A 25,629-nucleotide genomic window follows, 5' to 3' on the forward strand; every position below is an offset into this window, starting at 1 on the left:
AGAACTAAGGATGTTAAGTTGAAAATAAAGCGCTTTTTTGCCAAAGATATGCGAGCGGCATTGGCTGAGGTCAAAGAGGTTCTTGGCCCCGACGCTGTTATTATGTCTAACAAAAAGGTCACCGGCGGCATTGAAATAGTTGCTGCTGTGGATTTCTCTGAAAGTAAGCCTGTCGCACCTGAAAAAGTAAGCGAACCAAAAACTGTAGCAAATAAATCAGAACGTCAACTTTCTGAAGACTCCGTCAATTTATCGGCATCTAAATTCAACTTCAAAAAATTAATGAATAATGAACTGTCACAGCAAGCAGAACCAGAGCGCCCTGTAGCGCCAAATGACTCATTAGCGAGCTTATTGGCACGTCAGCAAGAACATAAACAGCAAATGTCACAAGCAATCAATAACGATGATAATACGCGTGAACAAAATAATTGGGATACCAGTTTTTTAAAGAAACCGGTCGCTCGTCGCTTTGCTGAACGTCCAAATACTGCTCCGGCGACACTCGCAGAGCAAAATGAAATGCGTGATGGTATGGCGCGCTCTTCTCAACAAAGTGGTTATAAGCAGTTTGAGTCGACTACGCCGAAAAGTGACAACCAACAAGACATGAGTGCGATGAAGGCTGAGCTTGCCTCAATCCGAAAGTTGCTTGAGCACCAAGTCTCAGGATTACAGTGGCAGGAAGTTGAACGTAATGAACCTATTCGTGCTATGTTGATCAAACATCTGGTTAAGATTGGCTTTACCGAAGAAGTTGCTGACCAACTAGCTAACTGTGTGGCTGAAAACTGTTCGATTGAGTCGGCTTGGGATCAGATCGAAGCGTTACTGACGGACAGCGTTCTCATTGCGCAAGATGATATTTTGGGTAAAGGTGGTGCTGTTGCATTAGTTGGCCCAACCGGCGTGGGTAAAACGACAACTATCGCCAAATTAGCGGCAAAATTTGCCATGTTGCATGGCTCAGAGAATGTTGCGTTGATTACTACTGATACATATCGTATTGGTGCTCACGAACAATTAGCGACTTACGGCCGTATTATGGGGTGTGTTGTTAAGGTTGCCCGTGATGAAGCAGAATTGGCACAATACTTGTATCAGTTAAGAAGTAAACGTTTAGTCTTGATTGATACTGCCGGGATGGGACAGCGTGACAAGCGTTTATCCGAACAGTTAGATACATTAGTTAATAATGAAAAAGTCGTGATTCGTAACTATTTGGTTGTCCCTGCAACTGCACAGCGTAGGGTTGTACAAGAAACATTAGAGCATTTTCATCATATTCCGTTAGCGGGCTGTATTTTAAGTAAAGTGGATGAAAGTTTAAGCTTAGGTGAGATTTTAAGTGTACTAATACAAAATGAACTACCGATTGCATATATAACAAATGGGCAAAGGGTTCCTGAAGATATAGATTCAGCCAATGCGCAGCAATTAGTTCGTACTGTATTTAACAGAGATACGCTAGAAGAACAAAACGATACGCATTTTTGGTTAGGCGATGATAAATAGTAATGAATAAAAATATTTTTTTCGATCAAGCAAGTGGTCTAAGACAAATGAGTAATAACAAAAAAGTTAAAGTCATTGCCGTTTCAGGTGGTAAAGGTGGCGTAGGTAAAACTAACGTAACACTGAACATGGCAGTATCACTCGCGGCCCAAGGTAAGCGAGTCATGGTTTTAGATGCCGATCTTGGGTTGGCAAATGTGGATGTTTTACTCGGTTTACGCGTACATAAAAATATTTCTCACGTTATTTCGGGTGAATGTACATTAGATGATATTTTGATTGAAGGTCCGAATGGGATCTTAATCGCACCGGCAACATCTGGTACGCGTTCGATGGTTGAGTTATCAATACAAGAACATGCAGGCTTAATCCGTGCGTTTGCAGAATTGAAAACACCTATTGATGTGCTACTGGTTGATACTGCTGCGGGTATTTCGGAGATGGTGTTAAGTTTTTGCCGTGCTTCACAAGATATATTAATGGTGGTGTGTGATGAACCGACATCAATCACGGATGCTTACGCATTAATTAAGTTATTATCAAAAGAACACGGTGTACATCGTTTTAAAATTGTGGCTAATATGGTGCGTAGTTTACGTGAAGGCCAAGAATTATTTACTAAATTGACACGTGTAACGGACCGATTTTTAGATGCAACATTAGAGCTTGTTGCTTGTATTCCGTTTGATAACAGTGTTCGTCAAGCCGTTCGTAAACAGAAAGTGGTTGTAGAAGCATTTCCAAAAGCGCCCGCTTCATTGGCGTTTAGAGCGTTAGCAAGTCGAGCTGCAACTTGGCCAGTACCGAATAAAGTCGGCGGCCATTTGGAGTTCTTCATTGAGAACCTGTTTGAAAACAAAGCTAGGGTAGAAGATTGAAGTGAATAAGGCATCCGCTTACAGTAACATCCAGTCGCAACAGAGTCATGCTGTTGAGCAATTTGGTTTTTTAGTAAAACGAATTGCCCATCACTTGCTTCTACGTTTGCCGCCGAGTGTTCAGTTAGATGATTTAATCCAGTCGGGTATGATTGGATTGCTGGATGCTGCGCGCAATTTTGATGGCTCTAAAGGCGCTAGCTTTGAAACTTATGCTGGTATTCGTATCCGCGGCTCAATGATTGATGAAATGAGACGTGGGGATTGGGTCCCAAGATCGGTGCATAAAAATGGCCGTGATATTGCTGCTGCCATTGACCGTATCGAAAAACAAACGGGTACGGATGCAAAAGATACGGATGTTGCTGAAGAATTAGGCGTAAACCTGACTGACTACCATAGTATGTTGATGGATGTTAATAGTGGGCATATATTGGCGGTCGAAGATTTGACCGCGAGTAATGAAGATGCCTATTCAATTTACGAAGGAAAATCAAGCACTCCTTGTGCTGATTTTTCTGAGCTACGTTTTCAGCAAGCATTAGCAAGCTGCATTAAAACACTACCCGAAAGAGAAAGCTTAGTCTTATCGCTTTATTACGATGAAGAGTTAAATCTAAGAGAGATCGGGGAAGTACTCAGTGTCAGCGAGTCTCGTGTGAGTCAAATACACAGCCAAGCGATGCATCGAGTGAAAGCGCGTATGCATGCTTGGTTAGATGACTAAGTTTAATTGGTACTATTTATCTAGTACTTGAATATTGAAGTAAGATATTTATGGGATCAGGGACTGTGAATATTGTAATTACTTATTTTGGAGAACAACTTGAAAAAGCAAATTAAAATTCTTATTGTCGATGATTTTTCTACGATGAGACGCATCATTAAAAACTTACTTCGTGATCTTGGTTTTAGCAATACCTATGAGGCGGACGACGGCAACACGGCATTACCTATGCTAAAAAATGGCGATTATGATTTTGTTGTCACTGATTGGAATATGCCTGGTATGCAAGGTATTGATCTACTTAAAGAGATCCGTAAAGACCAAGCGCTATGTCATATCCCAGTACTAATGGTTACGGCTGAAGCGAAGCGTGAACAGATTATTGAAGCTGCTCAATCAGGTGTGAATGGTTACATTATTAAACCATTTACAGCGGCGACACTAAAAGAAAAATTAGAGAAGATCTTCGAACGAATTCAATAAGCAAGGATGCGCATGAGTGAACAACAAGAATCGTTGATTTCATTAGAAGACGCTAAAGAACTGGTGACACTGCTAGAGTGTGGTCAGGTAGAAATGGCAAATGAAATAATTACTAAAATTCAGAATACAAATTCAGATGCACTATTTGAAAAAGTGGGTGTGTTAACACGTCAATTACATGATTCATTAGAAGATTTCCAGTTAGATACACGTATTGAAAGCTTAGCTAACGATGAGTTTCCTGATGCTCGAGAGCGTTTGAATTATGTTATTGAGATGACGGATAAAGCGGCAAACAGAACGATGGATGCAGTTGAATCCTGCTTACCAATTGCTGATAGTTTTAACGACCGCATTCAACAAGTGATGCCAAATTGGAAGAACTTGATGAGTCGTGATTTACAATTGGGTCAATTTAAAGAACTTTGTAAATTATTAGACGATTTTCTTCAAGTTTCAGTATCTGATGCCGATAGTTTAAGACAGTATTTAACTGAAATTCTCATGGCGCAAGATTTTCAAGATTTGACTGGTCAAATGATCCGTCGCGTGATTAATTTAGTACAAGAAGTTGAAGTCAAATTAGTTGAAATGTTGACTATGTTTGGTGAGGCTTCAAAACCACTAAATGTAATGACAGAATCAGTTAAAAGTGAAATAAGTGGCATTGAGGCGGAAGGTCCAATCATGAATGCGAGTGAACGCGTTGATGTACTAGACGGCCAAAATGATGTTGATGATTTATTATCAAGTTTAGGATTTTAAGGGAGATATTGATGAGCTTTGATGTTGATGAAGATATTCTACAGGACTTCCTGATTGAAGCATCTGAAATTCTGGAGCTACTCTCTGAACAACTCGTTGATTTAGAAAAAAGCCCAGAAGACGCTGAGTTACTTAATGCAATTTTTAGGGGCTTTCATACCGTTAAAGGTGGCGCAGGATTTTTAGCATTATCAGAATTGGTTGATATTTGCCATGGTGCAGAAAATGTGTTCGATAGCCTGCGTAATGGCTTAAGAACAGTAACACCAGAGCTCATGGATGTCATTCTTAAATCATTGGATTGTGTCAATGTGATGTTTGTAGCGATTCAAGAGCGTGAACCATTAATTGCTGCAGATGCGGAATTAATTCATCAACTTCATTTGCTTACCCAACCTGAAGCGACTCCAGCAGCAGTGATAGAAACTGTTGTTGAAGCCCCGAAGGTTGAAGCTCCGAAGGTCGCAGCACCTGCCGTATCAGCAAATAGTTCTGATATCGATGGTATGTCAGAACTTGAATTTGAACAATTGCTTGATGAACTACACGGTAAAGGTACAGCTCCTACAGCAATAAATACTGCTGATTCGAAGCCTACGACTGCAACTGTCGCGACCAGTTCCAATTCAGATTTTACAGATGATGAATTTGAAAAACTACTTGATGATCTGCATGGTGTTGGTCAGCATGCTAGCGCGACGAATATAAAAGCAACGTCAGCGCCTGTTGTTGCTACGCCGGCTGCTAGTAGCGGTGAACTCAATGACGATGATTTTGAAAACTTACTGGATGAATTATACGGTAAGGGTAATGCACCGAGTGCAGCTGCAACAATCAAGAATGTGGTTAATGCTGCAGACTCTGTTGCTGCTATCAAGCCCGAACCAGTTGAACAAGCTGCAACTGCGGTTGCTACACCTGTTGCAAAAGTGGCTCCAGCCGCAAAAACATCGACTGAAACGGTGGCTGTAAAAGCAGAGAAAAAAGCGAAACCACAAGTTGATTCAACAGTGCGTGTAGATACTCGCACCCTTGATGAAATAATGAATATGGTAGGTGAGTTAGTACTTGTTCGTAATCGTTTGGTGAGTTTAGGTATTTCAAGTAATGATGAAGACATGACTAAAGCTGTGTCTAATCTTGATGTTGTTACTGCCGACTTACAAGGTGCGGTAATGAAAACACGTATGCAGCCAATCAAAAAAGTGTTTGGTCGTTTCCCGCGTGTTGTACGTGATTTAGCGCGTAGTTTATCAAAAGACATTAATCTTGAAATGATTGGTGAAGAAACCGATTTAGATAAGAACTTAGTGGAAGCACTTGCTGATCCACTGGTTCACTTAGTGAGAAACTCGGTAGATCATGGTATTGAAATGCCAGATTTACGTGAGAAAAATGGCAAATCACGACAAGGGAAGATTACCTTATCAGCATCGCAAGAAGGCGATCATATTCGTCTCAAAATTCTAGATGATGGTGCGGGTATGGACCCTGAACGATTAAAAGACATTGCGGTTAAGCGTGGGGTACTTGATGCTGATGCAGCAGCAAGGATCTCAGATAACGAAGCATACAACCTTATTTTTGCGCCTGGTTTCTCAACCAAAGATCAGATATCAGACATTTCTGGTCGTGGTGTTGGTATGGATGTGGTTAAGACGGGTATCAGTAAACTTAATGGTACAATTTCGATCGACTCAAAACTGGGTACTGGTACAACGATTGAAATTAAAGTGCCGTTAACACTGGCTATTTTACCAACCTTGATGGTTGAGGTAGGTAAGCAAATCTTTGCTTTACCATTGACGAGTGTGAATGAAATCTTCCACTTGGATTTAAATAAAACCCATGTCGTTGATAACCAATTGACCATTATTGTCAGAGAAAAAGCGATCCCATTATTTTATCTGCAGGATTGGTTAACTAAAATGGATCCACAAGCCACTACGCGTAATAATCGTGGATTAGGGCATGTGGTTATTGTTCAGCTTGGTATTAAGCAAGTTGGCTTTGTTGTCGATAGCCTTATTGGGCAAGAAGAAGTTGTTATTAAAGCGTTAGATAACTTATTGCAAGGCACGCCGGGTATGGCGGGAGCTACAATCACCAGTGACGGTGGTATTGCACTGATTTTAGATATTCCAAGTCTCTTAAATCATTACGCAAAACGCTAATTTGTTGATGCAGGGGGAAACCCCTGTGTGCTTTTACATTGAAGTAAACACATTGAAGTAGATAGATTAGATGAAAATAAAAGTTTTAGTCGTTGATGATTCCAGTTTTTTCAGACGTAGAGTAAGTGAAATCATTAATGCAGATCCTGAAATGGAAGTGATTGATACTGCTAAAAATGGTGAAGAGGCTATTACTAAAGCGAAGTCTTTACGTCCTGACGTCATAACCATGGATATTGAAATGCCGGTTCTTGATGGTATTTCCGCTGTTAAAGCGATCATGAAAGACACACCTACACCAATTTTAATGTTTTCGTCATTGACGCATCAAGGTGCGAAGTCAACGATTGCTGCATTAGAAGCGGGAGCGGCTAACTTCTTACCGAAAAAATTTGAAGATATAGCCAAAGACAAAGCGGAAGCGGTTCGATTACTACAACAAAACATTAAAGAAATCAGTAAACGCAGAAGTTTATTGAGAACACCGCGTATTTCACCAGCAACGGCACCAGTTCGCAGCGCGACTGTCGCAGCTGACAGCCGCATAAATACAGCAACGTTGCAGCGTAAAAATACAGATGCAAGTCGATTACATACGGCGAATTCGGTGAATGTGAGGCATGTTGCTCATGTCGATAACGCGGCTGTTGAAGCTCGAACGCCAGTTATTGCAAGCCGTGTAAGAAAACGTGCATCAGGTAAAAAATACAGTTTAATGGCTATCGGTGCTTCGACCGGCGGTCCTGTGGCATTACAAAATGTATTAACGCCTTTGCGCAGCGATTTTCCTCTGCCTATTTTGTTAATTCAACATATGCCCGCTACCTTTACTGCTGCATTTGCTGCACGACTGAACACCTTATGCCAAATTAAAGTAAAAGAAGCTGAGCATGGTGATCGTTTACAGCCTGGGGTTGCCTATTTAGCGCCTGGTGGTAAGCAGGTGCTGATTGAAAGCAAATCGGGTGGTTTTACTTTAAAGGTAATGGAAAGTCCTGCGGGGATTAATTATAAACCGAGTGTTGATATTTCATTTGGTTCTGCAGCTCAGTCATATCACGATAAAGTATTAGCGATTGTACTCACGGGTATGGGCGCAGATGGACGTGATGGTGCTAAATTACTAAAACAAAAAGGCAGTACGATATGGGCGCAAGATGCACAGTCTTGTGTTGTTTATGGTATGCCACAAGCAATTGTGAACGCTGGTTTAGCTGATGATCAGGTGAACCTGCAACAAATTGCAGAGCGTATTAATATTGAAGTTGGCTGTCGATAACGACAAGCAGACAAGGTAGGGTAAAGTTGAAAGTTTGGACTGTTGCTAATCAAAAAGGTGGTGTTGGTAAAACGACAACTGCAATCTCTTTAGCAGGCTTACTGGCAGAACAGGGGCAGCGAGTATTATTGATTGATACGGATCCGCATGCATCATTAACCAGTTATCTAAATTATGATAGTGATGATTTAACTGTCGGATTGTTTGACCTTTTTGTCGCAGCCAAACTGGATGCAGAGCTGGTTCATAATGCGATAATAGAAACGCCTTATAGCGGCATTAATTTATTACCTGCCACAATGTCACTGGCCACGTTAGATAGAACATTAGGGCATCGTGATGGTATGGGACTTATTCTTAAGAATATTGTTACTTTAGTTACCGATGATTATGATTTTGTACTTATCGATTGCCCGCCTGTATTGGGCGTGATGATGGTCAATGCACTCGCCAGTTGTGATCGTATTTTAGTGCCAGTACAGACCGAATTTTTAGCATTAAAGGGCTTAGATCGCATGGTGAAAACCTTTGAAATTATGCAGCGTAGTTGTGCTAATAAATTTCAGTATACGGTCATTCCCACCATGTTTGATCGGCGTACTAAAGCATCGTTGATATCGTTACAAACCTTGCAGAAAAATTATAGCAGCAATGTTTGGCGAGCTGTGATCCCTGTAGATACACAATTTAGAAATGCTAGCTTAAAACATATGCCACCATCTATGTATACTCGAAGTAGCCGAGGTGTCGCAGCTTATGCCGCATTACTACAAGATTTACTGATTGAGGCAGAACAGGACCGAATGTATGGATAAGCACACAAAGCATTCTGCGTTGGATGATTATTTTACATCCATGCTATCTGAGCCTGTTGTTGAAAATACACAGGATGCTAAGGCTGCTGTAGAACAAACGGTAGTGCTCAAACCCGCATTAAAAAAAGAGTTAACAAAAGAGTCGCAGAAAGTATTAACACCCTTATTTTCTGAAATAGAGCCAACGATAAAAAGTGACTTTAAAATACCTGAACCAGATGGTTCGGGGTCATTAAGCGATTTAGATCAGTTGTTAGGCTCTGTCATTGATATTGACTTGGCGGATATTGATTTATCGGTATTAGATAATATTGACGTGACAACAACGCAGTCGACTTCTGAAGTTGAAGCTACTGATACTATGATAACGATCACACCTACAGATATTATCGTTAGTGAAACAGCGCTAGCCATTGAGCCTGCAGAAAATGTGTCAGTATCGGATGTTGAGCGAGTACAGGAATCTGAACCTGTTGAACAATGGAAAAATATTGAGTTAGAAGAGCACTTTCAAGCGCTGTTCTTTGAAGTCGCAGGTGTTATTTTTGCGGTGCCATTGACCGAGCTTGGTGGTATTCATCAAACCGAAACAATAAACAGCTTATTTGGTAAACCGGATTGGTATTTAGGTCTTATGCAGCACCGAGAGCAGAAATTGAGTGTTGTCGATACTGCACAATGGGTTATGCCAGAGCAAAATATGGGCGAGATAGATTATAAATATCAGATCCAATTAAGTCAGTCGAATTGGGTACTAGGCTGCGAAAGCCTGCATGGTACTGAAACTTTAAACAGTAATGATATTAAATGGCGAAGTACACCTGGTAGTCGACCTTGGTTAGCTGGCATGGTTAAATCCCGCATGTGCGTATTATTACACGTAACCGAAATGATTAAATTGCTGGATAATGGCATCAATATTCATGGGCAATAGTAGAAGGAAATAAAACATGAGTCAGTCTCGAAACCTAGTGGAAAATGTAGCTGAAGATGAAGTACTACAATGGGTTACATTCAAGTTAGAGAATGAAATCTACGGTATTAATGTAATGCAAGTACAAGAAGTATTACGTTATACAGAAATTGCCCCAGTGCCTGGTGCGCCAAACTATGTGATTGGTATTATTAATTTACGTGGTAATGTTGTCACTGTGATTGATACACGTGTACGTTTTGGTTTGATGCCATCAGAAGTGAGTGAAAACTCACGTATTGTTATCATCGAAGCTGAAAAACAAGTGATTGGTATACTCGTTGACGGTGTTGCTGAAGTAGTATATCTACGTTCTTCAGAAATCGATATGGCACCTAATGTGGGTACTGATGAAAGTGCTAAATTCATCCAAGGTGTATCGAACCGTGACGGTGAGTTACTCATCCTTGTTGATTTGAATAAATTTTTAAGTGATGACGAATGGGAGGAATTAAGCGGTATGTAAGCTTAATTCCTTATTCCTATCTAGAAAAGCACTGTAATGATTGTTACAGTGCTTTTTTAATTGCTATTTTATTGAAGGACTCAATATGCTTGCTTTGATTTTGTCTGGCGTTGCGCTTACAGCAGCTGTTGCTGCGGTTATTGGCTACGTTTTATTGCTTCGTAAGTTAACCAAACTACAGGCAACGCATAATTTATTGCTCAAAGATTTATCTAAATCAAGAGACTCTCTTCAAAAGCGTATCATTGAGTTAAGTACTTCAAATATTAATCTTGGTGGTGCAATTCAAGGCATGGCTTCGGAATTACAGCAAACTAAATACCAGCAAGATGAAATGAAAGAAGAGATGACTACACACGAACAACAAGACCCTGATAGCCGTTTTTATACGCGCGCTGTGAAGCTTGTTGAACTTGGCGCGACTCTTGAAGAAATCATGCGTGAGTGCGAACTTCCACGCGCTGAAGCCGAATTATTATTAAGTTTCCATAAAAAGTAGCTTTAATTGATTATATTTGACCGGTTATTGATATAGCTTAATTATGCTTAAAGCAGGAATATGTTAATATTCGCTCAGATTGATGCTGAAAGAATAAAAAAGTATGTTGGAAGTTGTTAAGTTAAGCTGTATACGTGAAGATAATGTGTTGTTTTCTGATCTTAGTTTCACCGTTTCTAGTGGTGAAATAATTCAAATAGAAGGCCCTAATGGCGTAGGTAAAACCAGTTTACTGCGTTTATTAGCCGGACTTTCATCGCCAGCAGATGGCCATATTCTTTGGCAGAAAAGCAATACCTTAGAAGATCGTGAGAGCTATCATCAAGACTTACTCTACCTTGGTCATTTACCCGGTGTAAAAGCAGAGCTGACCGCATTCGAAAATCTATTCTTTTACCATGCCATGCATAAAGCTGTCGCCAAAGATAAAATTTGGGAAGCGCTTGCACAAGTCGGCCTTGCTGGTTATGAAGATCAATTAGCGTGTCACCTTTCAGCAGGACAGCAACGTCGTATTGCTTTAGCACGCCTATGGCTGTCGGATAAAAAGTTATGGATCCTTGATGAGCCTTTTACTGCTATTGATAAAAATGGCGTGAAAGTATTAGAGCGTTTATTTTTAGCCCATGCCGATAAAGGTGGCTGCGTTATTCTAACAACACACCAAGATTTACAATTTTCTGCGGGACGTTTACGTAAGATCACCTTAACCCGTCACAACTTAACTGAGTATTAATATGTTTGCTGTTTTTATACAGGTGATAAAGCGTGAATTAATCACGGCTTTTCGTCGTAAATCAGATATTTTAAATCCACTCTGGTTCTTTATTATTGTGATCACCCTTTTTCCGCTAGGAATAGGCCCTGAGCCAAACTTATTATTACGTATTGCTCCTGGCGTTATCTGGGTCGCGGCATTATTATCGGCGCTATTGTCGATGGAACGTTTATTTCGAGATGACTTCCTCGATGGTTCATTAGAGCAGTTGATGCTAACGGAGACCCCGTTAGGAGTCATTGTGACGGCAAAAGTGGTTGCACATTGGTTACTGACTGGCTTACCTATATTATTTGTATCGCCTTTGTTGGCAGTATTTTTGTCATTAGATGCGAATACTTTCATGGCCACTTTTATTACCCTGTTACTCGGTACGCCGGTGTTGAGCTTTGTAGGTGCGATAGGCGTCGCATTGACTGTTGGTTTACGTAAGGGAGGGGTATTACTGAGCTTGCTCATTTTACCGTTATTTATTCCGGTATTGATTTTTGCAACCAGTGCCATTGATGCGGCGAGTTTTGGTGTTTCCTATTCTGGACCTGTGGCGATTTTAGGGGCGATGCTTGCTGCATCAGTTACTTTATCACCGTTTGCAATTGCCGCGTCATTACGGGTTAGTTTGAGTTAAATTGTTAGTTAAAGATAAGTAAAGTTAGTTTCAATCACTGTTTAGGTTCATATAATTGGGCCGTAATTAATGTAGAGAGTTTAATATGTGGAAATGGCTCCATCCTTATGCGAAACCAGAAAAAAGTTATAACTTAGCCGGTAAAATGCTGCCTTGGTTTGCATTATTCAGTGCTGTATCACTGACAATCGGAATGATTTGGGGTTTTGCATTCGCGCCCGCTGATTATCAACAAGGCGATAGTTTCCGTATTATCTATCTACATGTACCTGCCGCATCACTATCCATGGGTGCATACTTAAGTATGGCAATCGCTGCTTTTATTGGTCTGGTCTGGCAATTAAAAATGGCAGACATGGCTGTGGCTGCGATTGCACCAATTGGTGCGGTATTTACTGCAATCGCATTATTCACTGGCGCTGTATGGGGTAAACCTATGTGGGGCGCTTGGTGGGTATGGGATGCACGTTTAACATCTGAACTTATTCTATTATTTTTATACCTTGGCGTAATCGCAATTTATGGTGCGTTTAGCGACAAAATATTAGCAGGTCGTGCTGCGGGCATTCTTGCCTTAGTGGGGGTAATTAATCTGCCTATCATTCATTATTCTGTTGAATGGTGGAACACCCTACATCAAAAAGCCACTATCAGTAAATTCGATAAACCGTCGATGGATACCGATATGCTGTGGCCATTACTGATTAACTTATTAGGCTTCGGTTTACTGTTTGGTACCTTGACCTTGATGCGCTTTAGAAATGAGTTAATTACCCGTGAGTCGCATAGACCTTGGGTGAAAAAATTATTTATCGAGGACAAGTAACATGCAATTTGATAGCTTTTCTGCTTTTTTAGCGATGGGTGGTTACGGCTTTTATGTCTGGCTAGCTGTAGCTTTTAGCGTATTGACCTTAGGCGCATTAACGGTAAGTACTATTGTCAAACGTCGCCAAATTATTAACGAAATTAAAAATAAGCATCAACGTATTCAGCGAATGCGTGCAGCTGAAAAAATGGAGAATACTCTATGAATCCAAGACGTAAAAAACGCTTATCTATTGCTCTGGTGATTATCATTGGTTTAGGTAGTATGACAGGCCTTGTTCTATACGCATTAAAACAGAACATTGATTTATTTTACACGCCGACTCAACTTGTTGAAGGCTTAGGTGAAGATAAGGTCAAGCCTGAAATCGGTCAGCGTTTACGTATTGGTGGCTTAGTAATGCCTGGCACTGTTAAACGTAATATGGAAGATCTTAAAGTTAGCTTTGTCTTAAGTGATGACAGAGGTGGCTTGGTTACACTGGAATACGAAGGTATTTTGCCCGATTTATTCCGTGAAGGGCAAGGGATTGTTGCACAAGGTGTACTAAAGTCCGCGAATGTGATTAGCGCGTCTGAAGTACTTGCTAAACATGACGAAGAATATATGCCACCCGAAGTTGCTGAAGCAATTAAAGGCATTAAGCATATGAAACCTGAATACGGTAACGAAACTAAATAAGGTAGTTTGTAATGATTCCTGAGATAGGACATTTTAGTTTAATTGTAGCGACGGCGTTGTCGTTCTTGCTGGCAATTTATCCACTTATAGGCGCAAAGATTAATCATCCTGGTATGATTAATAGTGCTAAACCATTAGCCATTATGCAATTTTTGCTAATGAGTCTTTCATTTGCTGTTTTAGCTTACTCATTCGCGACTGATGATTTTTCAGTCGGTTATGTTGCAACTAACTCAAATTCATTATTACCGATACAGTATAAAATATCTGCTGTGTGGGGCGGTCATGAAGGGTCATTATTACTTTGGTCTTTAACGTTAGCTATTTGGACTGCTGCTGTGGCCGTGTTTAGCCGTGGTATTCCGAAGGTTGCACTCGCTCGCGTGCTTTCTGTGATGGGTATGATTGCGATTGGTTTTAACTTGTTTATTTTGTTAACGTCAAATCCATTTGATCGAACTTTGCCTTACTTACCGCTCGATGGTAATGACTTAAATCCATTGCTCCAAGATGTTGGCCTGATTTTCCATCCACCGATGTTATACATGGGTTATGTTGGCTTCTCTGTTGCTTTTTCTTTTGCGATTGCGGCATTGATGGCTGGTCGTCTTGATTCGGCATGGGCGCGTTGGTCTCGTCCTTGGACATTAGTTGCTTGGGTATTTCTAACTGCTGGTATCGCATTGGGTAGTTGGTGGGCTTATTATGAACTCGGCTGGGGCGGTTGGTGGTTCTGGGATCCAGTAGAAAATTCATCATTTATGCCTTGGCTTGCAGGTACTGCGTTGATTCACTCACTTGCTGTAAGTGAAAAGCGTGGTGTGTTTAAATCATGGACTGTACTATTATCAATTGCGGCCTTTAGCTTGAGTCTATTAGGTACTTTCTTAGTACGCTCTGGTGTATTGGTATCTGTGCATGCATTTGCGTCAGATCCTGCGCGTGGTTTGTTTATTTTAGCCTTCTTAATTGCGGTTGTTGGTGGTTCATTACTGCTTTTCGCAGTAAAAGGTTCAGAGATTAAGAGTCGTGGTAAATACGGTCTGTTTTCTCGTGAAACTTTCTTGTTGGTGAATAACGTATTATTAATTGCAGCGCTATTAGTTGTACTGATTGGTACTTTGTTACCACTGGTACATAAAGAGCTGGGTATGGGTTCGATTTCAATCGGTGTACCATTCTTTAATAATATTTTCTTCTACATGATAATTCCGTTTGCAATTGCCTTGGGTGTTGCTCCGTTATTACGTTGGAAGAAACAAGAAGCAGATTTACGTCCACTGTTTAAACAGTTAGCGGTAATTGCGGTAGCGAGTATCGTGTTAGCCGTTGCGTTACCGGCAATCTTTGCGGACAAAATTAAGATTGTTGCTGTTATTGGTTTTGCATTAGCTTTTTGGGTGATTATCACCAGTGCGCTAGAAGTGTATATCCGTGCAACGCATCGCCATAGTTTTGCGTCTGGTGTGGTCAAACTAGGTCGTAGCCATTGGGCGATGGTACTTGGCCACGTTGGTCTAGCGATGATGCTGATTGGTATTTCTGCAACTCAGAATTACAAAATCGAAAAAGACTTACGTATGCTACCGGGCGATGAAGTTGTCTTTGCGGATTACTTATTCGAGTTCGAGCGTATTGCTGAATCAAATGGCGCGAACTACGAAGGCTATGAAGCGGTATTTAAGGTCAGTAAAAACGGTAAGTTTGAAACGGTATTACGCGCAGAGAAACGTAACTACTTAGCTCAGCGTGGTATGCCAATGACTGAAGCCGCGATTGATTGGGGTATAACTCGTGACCTTTATATCGCATTGGGTGAACAGTTAAAAGATGACTCATGGGCAATTCGTATCTATTACGAACCCTTCATTCGTTTCATCTGGTGGGGTGGCTTAGTCATGGCTATCGGTGGTTTATTAGCTGTATCTGATCGACGTTACCGTTTTGTGAATAAACGTGTAGCGAAAGCGCAATAATTAGGACAAGAATAATGACTAATGATGTGAAAAAAAAGAAACAGTTAATGACACGACTAATACCCTTAATCGTATTTTTATGTGTGTCTATATTCCTTTACATTGGCTTATTTCGTGACGCTACCGTTTTAGAGTCGACCTTTATTGGTCGACCTGTTCCTGAGTTTGCATTAAACGATTTAGTTGAACCTGAGTTACAGCATGATAAAAGCGTGCTGTCAGGTAAACCTATGCTGTTAAACGTATGGGCAACGTGGTGTCCAACGTGTTACTCAGAGCATAAGTACTTAAATGAACTGGCTGAAGACGGTGTTTATATTGTTGGAATGAATTATAAAGACGAGCGTAAAAAAGCGTTGAAATGGTTAGACGAGTTAGATAATCCATACAAGATCAGTCTTTATGATCCTGATGGCATGCTTGGCCTTGATCTGGGTGTTTATGGCGCGCCTGAAACCTTTTTCATCGACAGCAAAGGCATTATCCAATATAAGCACGTAGGTGACATTAACCCGCGTAATTGGAATGGTGAATTGAAAGCTGTTTATGAGCAATTGAAATAAGGACTTAAGATGAAAAAATTATTCGTATTAATGACTTTAATGCTCAGTTTCAGTGTTGCTGCGGTTATTGATGTCTATGACTTTGAGACTGAAGAGCAAGAAGCCTTGTTTAGAACATTAACGGCAGAGTTACGCTGTCCTAAATGTCAAAATAATAACCTTGCGGACTCGAATGCCTCGATTGCTCAAGACATGCGTCAAAAAACTTACAACATGGTTGTTGATGGTAAGGAAGAAGATGAGATTGTTACTTATTGGATTGACCGATTTGGCAACTTTGTTCTCTATAAGCCGCCAGTAACTTTAGGTACTGCCATTTTATGGGTTGGTCCAGGTTTGTTTATACTATTTGGTGGTCTGATTATTGTTCGTAACAGCCGTCGTAAAGTCAGCGTTAAAACGGATGACCGCGACGAAGAGTTATCGAGTGCGGAGAAAGACCGTTTGGCCAAAATTTTAAAGGATAGCGAGAAATAGCATGTTGTTATTTTGGATAGTAAGTATTGTATTGGTGATCGTTGCCGCGCTGGCATTTGTTATCCCTGTTACGGGTAAGAGCAAATTAACTGGCGCGACACGAGACCAATTAAACAAAGACCTTTATAAAAGTCGAATTAGTGAATTGGTCGACGATGAAGATCAAGGTTTGTTAGACAAAAGCGAAGAGTTTATTGATGAAATGCAACGTGGTCTATTGGACGACGTTCTTGATGAGAAAGTGGCAAAAGTAAATGCAGCTAACTCACCATTCATCTGGCTTGCTGGTGTTGTGTTTTTAGTTGTTTTCTCTGTGTCGATGTATCTGACATTAGGTGCACGTGACAAGGTAGCTAACTGGGAAGATGTATATTCACGTTTACCTGAGCTAACAAATCGCGTAATGAATGAAGGTGATATAGTTACTGATCAAGAGATCTCAGACTTTAAGCTAGCATTGACTACTAAGATGATAGAAGAGCCGGACAATGAATTTGGTTGGTTATTATTGGGGCGCTTAAACGTTGCTTTAGGTGATCCAAACGCGGCATTCATTGCGATGGACCGTGCGTATAAACTCGCACCGATGAACACATCTATTGTGACAGGTTATGCGCAAGCATTAATGCTGAGTGATGATCCAGATAAAAATAACTTAGCACGTAAAATATTGATGGGTCTGAAAAAAGAAAAGCCTGGTGATATCGAAGTATTATCTACGTCTGCGTTCATGGCGTTAGAAAACCAAGATTACCTTGGCGCAATCGAGCAATGGCAACGTATGTTACCGTTACTTGCTGGTCAACCAGATCGTATCGAGATGATTAAAGGTAGTATTGAATACGCAAGAAAACAGATTGAAGCGAAAGGTGGTACAGCTCCAGCTATTGCTGATACTGCAACTGATAGCCGACCTGCAGCACCCGCAAATGAAGCCGCGGCGGGTAATGAGCAAGTGACGATCACTATCACTTCTGACCAAGCGAAGCTTAAAGGTTACTTGTATATTTACGTGCAAGCGGCAGCTGGTCCTAAAGCGCCACTGGCTGTTAAACGTATCACGAACCCAACATTCCCATTAACTATCTCATTATCAGATAGTGATGCGATGATGGCGCAAATGAAGATGTCACAATTCCCATCGATTAAAGTGAGCGCGAAGCTTTCTCAAGATGAGAATGTGATGACGAAAGATGATGACATCAATAGTAATATTGTGATTGTTAATGAAGGCGATTCACGTTCAGTGACGCTTAATTTTAGTCGTTAATTTAATAAAGTGTTACTGATGTAGCAACACCTTATTAACGTTTGTTAATCAGCCCCGCAGAAATTATTTATATAATATCCGCGGGGCTTTTTAGTATCTGTTATCTGGTTTTTAAATTAAACAAAGACAACAATGTTTATGATTAAATACCCAAAAATACCACGGTGCACGTCAGCAATAAGGCGTTAAACAGCATTGAAGGAGTTGTTAGTGTTAAAAGTAAGAGCGAACATTGCAGAGAAACAAGCGAAAAAGCTCATTTTCGATCTGGTGAAGTACAGTGACCATTCAAATCGAGAGTTGACTGATGGCCTGAAAAATAAAATCATCGAGCAGTGGTTCGAGCAGAATAAATATCCGTTTAAGCGTTTAGTTTCAGATACGCGAGATTGGGGATATACGGTACCATTTGTCGAAAATACGATGGATAGCAAGGTCTACATCAGCGGTGCTGGCATTATCAATGTAAGTGATTATCAAGGTGAGTTTGAATCAGCACTGGAATACCGTGATGCATCTATTAACAACGCCGATACTGAAGCGTACTACGCATGTATTGCGAAACTATTCGCATCTTTAGCATCATATTTATTGCTTAAAGCTGAATGCTACAATGCTGAGAATGAAAACAAGTTAGAAGACGCTCAAGGAAGCCCTGTTTCTTTAGAAGACAAAATGAAATTGTGGGTTCCAATATTATCTGGCGGCAAAGAACTAGATAGTAGTAAGAAATCTTGGGAGCTGTTCCAAGCACAATTGGCTCAGTATAATGAGGACGCTATCAATCCTAAATGCTCAGTTCAAGATTTATCATGTGTAGAACTTGCTGAAAAAGTGAATGACTTGCGAGGTGGTATTATCAATATAATGTATGAGCTCCATGTATTGTTGAATGATGAAATTAAATCTCAGTTGGTCAGGGCTGTCTATTTTCCCGATGTCTATGTATCCGAGTACTAAGCCAATCCTGTAGGACTTAAATATATACCCAAGCATCTTGAAGTAGCTTGGGTATACCGAGCCGTTCGCTTCGCTGTATTTAGCCCTCAGCCTTCTACATAATTAGTACATATCAATCCCTTGGTAAGATTGTAAAAATTGCCGACCACAATCAAGTCCTTGTTGATAATCATAATCAAGCGATGTCTTTTTGCTACCAATCAATTTTGATTTTAATAACTGAGTTGGATGCAGTTCGTATATGGAAACATCTTCTGGTGGACTCTCTAAAAACATCTGAGCTCTGATATACGATTCTTCATGATCGATTAAGTTATTCACTATCTCTTTGGTTTTTGAATTTTTAATATACGGTGTTAACTTAGCTAAAAATTTATGTTCACTTTTGACCTCTGGCGGAGCAGTTCTAATCACAACAATATGCTTATAGCCTCGTCTATGTACCTCTTCTAAAGGTATTGGCGCCTGCACACCACCATCTAACCAGTGATATTTATTGAGTGTGGCAGGCGTATTATAAATGCCTGGAATAGAACAACTTGCTTTTAATGCCAGCTCCCAGCCAGCCCCAAATAAGTCAAAATAATCCACCTGGTTATTATCTGCTTGAGTCGCCGCTACTAACACTTCACGGTTTTTCATGTTTTCATCACCACGGTTCCAATCAAGCGGTATCTTTGTTTTTGTTTGTTCAATCAACCAATCAAGATCCATACCTTTATGATCGAATAAAAAAGAGCGCATGTTAAAGAAGTCTTTATGCATTGTGGCTTCTGTAATCACACGATAGGCGTGTCGATATTGTCCACAAATATAGGAGGCAAGATTTAATGCGCCTGCCGATGTACCAATTAATAATGAAAACGGATTAAATTTTTCTTTAAGAAAAGCATCTAGCACCCCCGCAGTGAAAATACCTTTTTGACCGCCACCTTCGACAACAAGCGCAATGGAATTGGATTTATTAATACTGTAATCTCGGTTTTCTTGGGAACGAATTGCTGAATAGTAGTGGTGCTTACCTGGCATTAAAACTCCTAAAGTCATCCTGTTCAAGGCTCGTAAAAACACGCGACAATACACGAATTATTTGTTTAGATAAGTAATTACATCGAGGGCGTTATGCTATTTCAGCCACAATAAATGACCTTCAATAAGCTAATACTACAGAATGTTTTCTTATGTGACTTTCGAGTTAGAGACATTATATATCTAAAAAAGGACAAGGTTAGCTACCGATAATTTGTGAGTGTAGATAATAAGTTCTGAATTGGAGTGTGACCAGTAACTCTTCTGGTCAGCAGGAGATTATTCAGTTTGAAAGTGAGACCGGTAAATCCTGACTTATTAACGGAGATTAGAATGAATGTGAACTCAGATATACAAAATTGGTGGTTCAGGCTTTGGAGCAACGCGCGATAGAGGTTATAACGCTGTTATTAAAATATAACCTGTTAGGTATGTATTAAGGTTGTGGTTAGTCTATCGCCAATTTTTGCACTTGGCCACTTTTTAGGCAGACATACCGACTTATAATTTGAAATGAAATTCGAGATATTGTTTGTTTCATTTAGCTTACCAGTTATTAAGTAGGAGCCAGCATTGGCATCGTAAAATGTTAATGTCCCCTGATCATAATAAAAGGCTATGCAATGGGCGGAGTCACCGACCGGGAAAGATACAAGAATACCAAATTTTCTTAATTCCATATTCGATGAACGCTGTAAGTAGCCAGCCAGCGACGAAAATGTAGCGCCCCTCCAGGCAAAGAGAGGCTTAGACTGTAAGTTCACGAGTCGAGCCAGTATTGCCATTTGTTGAGGGCCTGTGTAGTCAGGTTGTTGGCGTGATGTCTTCTGCAATAAATTAGCTATCCCCGTAACCCGAGCAGCTCTTTTACTGTTCACGACATTTTTATGCGCTAGCCGGGGAAATTGCGTTCTTTGATAAAAACGATGAGTTAATTGCTCCTTCAACCAAATGATGGCTAAGTCGGAACAAAATCCGTTTGTATCTGTAATGTCTAATTTGTCAATCGTGTGACGCTGTTGTGACTTAGATAGTTTTGATGAGTAATTGTTTAAGCTATTGTAGAATTTATTTCCTGACATATATCCTTCTGATATTTTTGATTATTCAATGTTATCTCGTGTGACGGAGATGTATGTAATATACCATATAATTAAATTTAACAAGAAATGGGTGTGTAAGTAAAAGTAAGGCTATGCTTTGCTAAATGATAATGCTGGGCTCATATGCTTTTAGTGTTAAGCGATCAGGATCTTGTTGTAAAATTCGCGCCTCAAATAAGCCAGTAATAAAATTAAAATGGCGACTGTAGATGAACGGGGACTTGCTATTATCGATAAAATACCTATGATACGCGCTCTATTACTTCGATTATTGAATGCGGGTTGACTATGTATAAATTAAATCTTGATATTGCTGATTTCATGGAAAATTATTGGCAGAAAAAACCACTGTTAATTAAAGCGGGATTCAAGGATTTTATCGATCCAATCAGCCCGGATGAAATTGCTGGTTTAGCGATGGAAGAAGAGATTACGTCACGTATGGTTTCACGTGAAGATGGTAAGTGGGAAGCTAAATGCGGTCCGTTTACTGACTTTGAGCGTATGGAAGCACCGGGCGCCGCTATCTTAGTACAAGCGATTAATCACTGGCATGATCCTTCCGCTGAATTAGCAAATACCTTTAATTTTATTCCTAGCTGGCGCTTTGATGATCTGATGGTTTCTTATAGCACAGATACAGGTGGTGTAGGTCCGCATATCGATCGTTACTGTGTATTCATCATTCAAGGTCTAGGAAAGCGTCACTGGCGTGTTGGCGCTCAGGATATGAATCCTCAAGAGTTTGCTGCAAACGGCGCGTTGAAGCATTGTGAAGCGTTTGATGCCGTTATTGATACGGTATTAGAACCAGGTGATATTTTATATATCCCACCTTATGCACCGCATGAAGGTTATGCTGTTGGCGAAGCGATTAACTACTCTGTTGGTTTCCGTGCACAAGACCAGAAAGAACTGTTAAATGACTTTGGTGATTACCTATTACAACAGGACAAAGAGTTTGTTCGTTATAGCGATCCTAAGTTACAACCACGTGCACAGCATGGTTCTATCGAATCTGGTGAAGTGCAAGGTTTAACAGATATCATGACATCGTTAATGGCTGATAAAAGCGTTATGCATGATTTCCTTGGCCGTCATTACAGTGAATCTGCGCACGAATTAGATTTAGTAGCACCTGAAGGTGGTTACATTGCAGATTACGCGATTGTAGTAGATGAAATTGGCATGGAATCTTACTTACGTAAAGTGAATGGATTGAAGACATTATACTTCCCTGAAATGCCAACGAGTTGCTTTATTGATGGTGAGCGTTATGACTTTGACGCAAGCATTGCTGCAAGTGTACAGACGTTATGTAACACTACTGAGCAGTCAGCAAAAGAACTTGAAGTATTAATGGAAGATAAAGTATTTGGTCAACTGTTGATTGAATGGGTTAACTTAGGTTACTGGCACTTCGAGTAACGGTTAATACTCTGTTAGGTTAAGTTAATAAGCACAATAAATAGCACTAAGGCTTGATGGTCTTGGTGCTTTTTTTTGTCTGTAATTTGGCAGTAATAGTAAAGCTAGCAGAGTAGAGGATAAGAAAAGATAAGATAAGAAAAAAAAGAGGTTAAATATTATCGGCTAAGCTGGAATCGGGTAGCAGGGCGTTCACTGTTTTTCAGGAAAAAAATAACCCCAGTTATTTGCATAACTGGGGTTAGGAAGATTAACTAAAAATAATTACTTATTTTTTAGCGTTCTCTTCTTTAACTTTAGCGATAACGCCTTCAGCTACGTTAGCTGGACAAGGGTTGTAGTGTGAGAACTCCATAGAGAACTGACCACGACCAGATGTCATAGTACGTAGTGAACCGATGTAACCAAACATTTCTGAAAGAGGTACGTCAGCTTTAATACGAACACCAGTATTACCAGCTTCTTGACCTGCGATCATACCACGACGACGGTTAAGATCACCAATTACGTCACCAACATGATCGTCTGGCGTGAATACGTCAACTTTCATGATAGGTTCAATCAGCTGAGCACCCGCTTTAGGGATAGACTGACGGAATGCACCACGTGCAGCAAGTTCGAATGCTACTGCTGATGAATCCACTGCGTGGAAGCCACCATCGAATAGTTCGATTTCAACGTCTAGTACTGGGAAGCCAGCTAGAACACCAGTGTCCATCAAGCTCTTGAAGCCTTTCTCAACAGCTGGGAAGAATTCTTTAGGAACGTTACCACCAACAACTGATGCTGTGAAAACGAAACCTGAACCTGGTTCACCTGGCTTGATACGGTAATCGATTTTACCGAATTGACCACTACCACCAGATTGTTTCTTATGCGTGTAGCTATCTTCAATCGCTTGCGTAATAGTTTCACGGTAAGCAACCTGAGGAGCACCAACAACTAGATCAACGCCGTATGTACGCTTAAGGATATCAACCTTAATGTCTAGGTGAAGTTCACCCATACCTGAAAGGATTGTTTCACCTGAATCTTGGTCAGTTTCAACTTTGAATGTTGGATCTTCAGCAACCATTTTACCGATCGCAATACCCATTTTCTCAGTAGAACCTTTATCTTTAGGTGTTACAGAGATAGAGATTACTGGTTCAGGGAATACCATTGCTTCTAGAATGATAGGATCTTTCGGATCACATAAAGTGTGACCAGTTTGAACGTTACCTTTCATACCTACGATTGCAATGATGTCACCAGCTTGAGCGCTAGTTAATTCGTTACGATCGTCAGCTTGCATTTCACACATACGACCAACACGCTCAGTTTTACCTGTTGCAGCGTTAAGGATCGTATCACCTTTTTTCAATGTACCTGAGTAGATACGAACGAAAGTAAGTGCACCAAAACGGTCATCTGAAATTTTAAATGCTAACGCTTTAAAAGTTTCATCAGTTGAAACAAGTGCAAATTTACCTGTTGCTTCGCCTTCTTCATCCGTAAGCGGTTGAGGATCAACATCAGTTGGGCTAGGTAGGTAATCAACAACAGCATCAAGAATTAGTTGCATACCTTTGTTCTTGAATGCTGAACCACAGTAAGTTGGGAAGAAGTCCATTGTACGTGTACCTTTACGGATACAACGTTTGATTTCTTCGATAGAAGGTTCAGTACCTTCCATGTAAGCTTCCATTAGGTCATCGTCTTGCTCTACAGCAGTTTCGATTAGCATTTCACGGTATTCTTCTACTTTGTCAGCCATGTCCGCAGGAACATCTTGAATTTCGTAGTTTTCTGGAAGACCAGTTTCATCCCAAACATATGCTTGACGAGTAAGAAGGTCAACAACACCAACGAAATCATCTTCGATACCGATTGGTAGAACCATAACTAGTGGGTTAGCATCTAGTACGTCTTGAGTTTGCTTAACAACACGGTAAAAATCAGCACCCATACGGTCTAATTTGTTTACGAAGATGATACGAGCAACTTCTGAGTCATTCGCATAACGCCAGTTAGTTTCTGATTGCGGTTCAACACCACCAGAACCACAGAAAACACCGATACCGCCATCAAGTACTTTAAGTGAACGGTAAACTTCTACTGTGAAGTCAACGTGTCCAGGAGTATCGATAACGTTAAAACGGTGATTATCCCAGAAGCAAGTTACAGCTGCTGACTGAATAGTAATACCGCGCTCAGCTTCCTGTTCCATGAAATCTGTAGTTGATTCACCGTCATGAACTTCACCAGTTTTGTGGATCTGACCAGTAAGTTTTAGGATACGTTCAGTTGTTGTTGTTTTACCAGCATCAACGTGAGCGAAGATACCGATATTTCTGTATTTAGATAAATCTGCCATTATGTTCTCTATAATTTATTTATTTAAAGATTCGCGCGGAGTATATCACGTTTTTTTGAGAACAAAAAAGAGATAGGGGGCTATAAGATGCATTTACGGTGTTTTTTTCCATTTCGATATAATTAATTTACATTAAGGCTATAAAAATCGGATTTCAGGCAAAATAGTTGGGTTTATATTCTAAAAAAAGGCGCAATTTTAGCCGAGCCTGTTTTTTATATACTGCCTATATATGATTTAAAACTGTTTTAATAAGCTTGAATTGTAGTCATCAAGGGTAATAGTTAAATTATTTTCTGCTATGAGGTTATCTAATATTGCTATGTCGGCGATTAAACTTTCCATCGTTAATGTATTGTTGTCTAAATGGTATTGTTGCTTCGATGCCGTGTAATAGTAATTTAGGATGGTGATAGCATCGATATTGGTGTTGTTACTGTCCCTTAATGCCGTTTTTATATGGTGAAGTTTGCGGTAAATTTTATTGTTTGCTTGTTTTAGATCCCAGACATACATGACTTCAATTAAATAGGGATGAAGGCGGATAAACCTGAATGCTACCAACAAGCTAATCACCCCCAGAATTACGCCAGCTAAATTTAGTTTAAAATTGTTCTCGTCAGCGCCGCCAAAAAAATGGATTAACACTTGGCCATAAAATAATGCAAACACGATTAACACCGCTGTCGCGACAATACTCGCCATGTTTAAGTGTTTACGGTAACGAATTTTGTCTATTTGTTGTAATTTCATTTACTTTTCGCTCTTTAATGAAGAGTGAATATTCTAGCAAATACGGGCGTAAATAATAATATTAACTAAGGACAAATGATTAAATAAATGTAAAAAAATTGCGAGTCGATTGAATTGGGGGGTGTCAAACTTGGCGTGTTAAAGGATTCTTAAAGAAGCACATTGCCTTGTGATTAAAGACAATGTGCAATACGATTATTTATTGATAAGCCACTGTAAAATAA

General features: G+C 40.2%; 26 protein-coding genes. 22 read left to right on the forward strand and 4 right to left on the reverse strand.

Annotated elements, in window-relative coordinates; genetic code table 11:
- The first annotated feature begins 18 nt into the window (after positions 1 to 18).
- From flhF to HWV01_RS05390, 21 genes are all read left to right on the forward strand, one after another.
- Positions 19 to 1,515, forward strand: coding sequence for a flagellar biosynthesis protein FlhF (gene flhF, locus HWV01_RS05290; protein WP_211674419.1), 1,497 nt, complete (start codon positions 19 to 21; stop codon positions 1,513 to 1,515).
- Between the two features lie 2 nt (positions 1,516 to 1,517).
- A complete protein-coding gene (locus HWV01_RS05295; RefSeq protein WP_211674420.1) occupies positions 1,518 to 2,393 on the forward strand; it encodes a MinD/ParA family protein in 876 nt (291 codons plus the stop codon).
- A gap of 1 nt (position 2,394) precedes the next feature.
- Positions 2,395 to 3,120 carry an RNA polymerase sigma factor FliA gene (locus HWV01_RS05300; RefSeq protein WP_211674421.1) on the forward strand — a complete coding sequence of 242 codons (726 nt, stop codon included), beginning with the start codon at positions 2,395 to 2,397 and terminating at the stop codon, positions 3,118 to 3,120.
- A 99-nt stretch (positions 3,121 to 3,219) separates the two neighbouring features.
- The gene (cheY, locus tag HWV01_RS05305) at positions 3,220 to 3,603 is read left to right on the forward strand and encodes a chemotaxis response regulator CheY (protein WP_017220961.1); all 384 of its coding nucleotides are present in this window, start codon (positions 3,220 to 3,222) and stop codon (positions 3,601 to 3,603) included.
- Positions 3,604 to 3,615: 12 nt separating this feature from the next.
- The gene (locus HWV01_RS05310; protein ID WP_211674422.1) at positions 3,616 to 4,368 is read left to right on the forward strand and encodes a protein phosphatase CheZ; all 753 of its coding nucleotides are present in this window, start codon (positions 3,616 to 3,618) and stop codon (positions 4,366 to 4,368) included.
- Between the two features lie 11 nt (positions 4,369 to 4,379).
- On the forward strand, positions 4,380 to 6,542 hold the full coding sequence (locus tag HWV01_RS05315) for a chemotaxis protein CheA (RefSeq protein ID WP_211674423.1): 2,163 nt from the start codon (positions 4,380 to 4,382) through the stop codon (positions 6,540 to 6,542).
- A 70-nt stretch (positions 6,543 to 6,612) separates the two neighbouring features.
- The gene (locus HWV01_RS05320) at positions 6,613 to 7,821 is read left to right on the forward strand and encodes a chemotaxis response regulator protein-glutamate methylesterase (RefSeq protein ID WP_211674424.1); all 1,209 of its coding nucleotides are present in this window, start codon (positions 6,613 to 6,615) and stop codon (positions 7,819 to 7,821) included.
- 26 nt (positions 7,822 to 7,847) lie between these two features.
- A complete protein-coding gene (locus HWV01_RS05325) occupies positions 7,848 to 8,636 on the forward strand; it encodes a ParA family protein (protein WP_211674425.1) in 789 nt (262 codons plus the stop codon).
- Complete coding sequence (locus HWV01_RS05330) at positions 8,629 to 9,570, forward strand: chemotaxis protein CheW (protein ID WP_211674426.1); 942 nt, start codon at positions 8,629 to 8,631, stop codon at positions 9,568 to 9,570. Before HWV01_RS05325 ends, HWV01_RS05330 begins: the two co-directional genes overlap by 8 nt.
- 16 nt (positions 9,571 to 9,586) lie before the next feature.
- Positions 9,587 to 10,075, forward strand: a complete 489-nt coding sequence (locus HWV01_RS05335; RefSeq protein WP_211674427.1) for a chemotaxis protein CheW — start codon at positions 9,587 to 9,589, stop codon at positions 10,073 to 10,075.
- 85 nt (positions 10,076 to 10,160) lie between these two features.
- Positions 10,161 to 10,574, forward strand: coding sequence for a DUF2802 domain-containing protein (locus HWV01_RS05340; protein WP_211674428.1), 414 nt, complete (start codon positions 10,161 to 10,163; stop codon positions 10,572 to 10,574).
- Between the two features lie 103 nt (positions 10,575 to 10,677).
- Positions 10,678 to 11,310 carry a cytochrome c biogenesis heme-transporting ATPase CcmA gene (gene ccmA / locus HWV01_RS05345; protein WP_211674429.1) on the forward strand — a complete coding sequence of 211 codons (633 nt, stop codon included), beginning with the start codon at positions 10,678 to 10,680 and terminating at the stop codon, positions 11,308 to 11,310.
- A 1-nt stretch (position 11,311) separates the two neighbouring features.
- On the forward strand, positions 11,312 to 11,980 hold the full coding sequence (gene ccmB, locus HWV01_RS05350; protein WP_211674430.1) for a heme exporter protein CcmB: 669 nt from the start codon (positions 11,312 to 11,314) through the stop codon (positions 11,978 to 11,980).
- 85 nt (positions 11,981 to 12,065) lie between these two features.
- Positions 12,066 to 12,806, forward strand: a complete 741-nt coding sequence (locus tag HWV01_RS05355; protein WP_211674431.1) for a heme ABC transporter permease — start codon at positions 12,066 to 12,068, stop codon at positions 12,804 to 12,806.
- 1 nt (position 12,807) lies between these two features.
- Positions 12,808 to 13,014, forward strand: a complete 207-nt coding sequence (gene ccmD, locus HWV01_RS05360) for a heme exporter protein CcmD (RefSeq protein WP_211674432.1) — start codon at positions 12,808 to 12,810, stop codon at positions 13,012 to 13,014.
- Entirely contained in the window at positions 13,011 to 13,490 is a 480-nt protein-coding gene (gene ccmE, locus HWV01_RS05365) for a cytochrome c maturation protein CcmE (protein WP_211674433.1), read from the forward strand. Before ccmD ends, ccmE begins: the two co-directional genes overlap by 4 nt.
- A gap of 11 nt (positions 13,491 to 13,501) precedes the next feature.
- Complete coding sequence (locus tag HWV01_RS05370; protein WP_211674434.1) at positions 13,502 to 15,466, forward strand: heme lyase CcmF/NrfE family subunit; 1,965 nt, start codon at positions 13,502 to 13,504, stop codon at positions 15,464 to 15,466.
- 14 nt (positions 15,467 to 15,480) lie between these two features.
- Positions 15,481 to 16,029, forward strand: a complete 549-nt coding sequence (locus tag HWV01_RS05375) for a DsbE family thiol:disulfide interchange protein (RefSeq protein WP_211674435.1) — start codon at positions 15,481 to 15,483, stop codon at positions 16,027 to 16,029.
- 9 nt (positions 16,030 to 16,038) lie between these two features.
- The gene (locus HWV01_RS05380) at positions 16,039 to 16,506 is read left to right on the forward strand and encodes a cytochrome c-type biogenesis protein (protein WP_211674436.1); all 468 of its coding nucleotides are present in this window, start codon (positions 16,039 to 16,041) and stop codon (positions 16,504 to 16,506) included.
- A 1-nt stretch (position 16,507) separates the two neighbouring features.
- Positions 16,508 to 17,776, forward strand: coding sequence for a c-type cytochrome biogenesis protein CcmI (gene ccmI, locus HWV01_RS05385; protein WP_211674437.1), 1,269 nt, complete (start codon positions 16,508 to 16,510; stop codon positions 17,774 to 17,776).
- Positions 17,777 to 17,986: 210 nt separating this feature from the next.
- Positions 17,987 to 18,736 (forward strand): hypothetical protein, encoded by a 750-nt coding sequence (locus HWV01_RS05390; RefSeq protein WP_211674438.1) that lies wholly within the window; start codon positions 17,987 to 17,989, stop codon positions 18,734 to 18,736.
- A gap of 102 nt (positions 18,737 to 18,838) precedes the next feature.
- On the opposite strand, the gene HWV01_RS05395 is transcribed toward HWV01_RS05390, so the two are convergent.
- Both HWV01_RS05395 and HWV01_RS05400 read right to left on the reverse strand, forming a co-directional pair.
- On the reverse strand, positions 18,839 to 19,765 hold the full coding sequence (locus HWV01_RS05395; RefSeq protein WP_211674439.1) for a patatin family protein: 927 nt from the start codon (positions 19,763 to 19,765) through the stop codon (positions 18,839 to 18,841).
- Between the two features lie 425 nt (positions 19,766 to 20,190).
- On the reverse strand, positions 20,191 to 20,847 hold the full coding sequence (locus tag HWV01_RS05400) for a hypothetical protein (RefSeq protein ID WP_211674440.1): 657 nt from the start codon (positions 20,845 to 20,847) through the stop codon (positions 20,191 to 20,193).
- 309 nt (positions 20,848 to 21,156) lie between these two features.
- On the opposite strand from HWV01_RS05400, the gene HWV01_RS05405 reads away from it, so the two are divergent.
- The gene (locus HWV01_RS05405) at positions 21,157 to 22,296 is read left to right on the forward strand and encodes a cupin domain-containing protein (RefSeq protein WP_211674441.1); all 1,140 of its coding nucleotides are present in this window, start codon (positions 21,157 to 21,159) and stop codon (positions 22,294 to 22,296) included.
- Between the two features lie 268 nt (positions 22,297 to 22,564).
- On the opposite strand, the gene fusA is transcribed toward HWV01_RS05405, so the two are convergent.
- Positions 22,565 to 24,652, reverse strand: coding sequence for an elongation factor G (fusA, locus tag HWV01_RS05410; protein ID WP_211674442.1), 2,088 nt, complete (start codon positions 24,650 to 24,652; stop codon positions 22,565 to 22,567).
- A gap of 237 nt (positions 24,653 to 24,889) precedes the next feature.
- Positions 24,890 to 25,405, reverse strand: a complete 516-nt coding sequence (locus tag HWV01_RS05415; RefSeq protein ID WP_211674443.1) for a DUF3087 family protein — start codon at positions 25,403 to 25,405, stop codon at positions 24,890 to 24,892.
- Between the last annotated feature and the right edge of the window lie 224 nt (positions 25,406 to 25,629).

Origin of the sequence: Moritella sp. 5, from assembly GCF_018219455.1 — a bacterium.
Classification (GTDB): Bacteria; Pseudomonadota; Gammaproteobacteria; order Enterobacterales; family Moritellaceae; genus Moritella.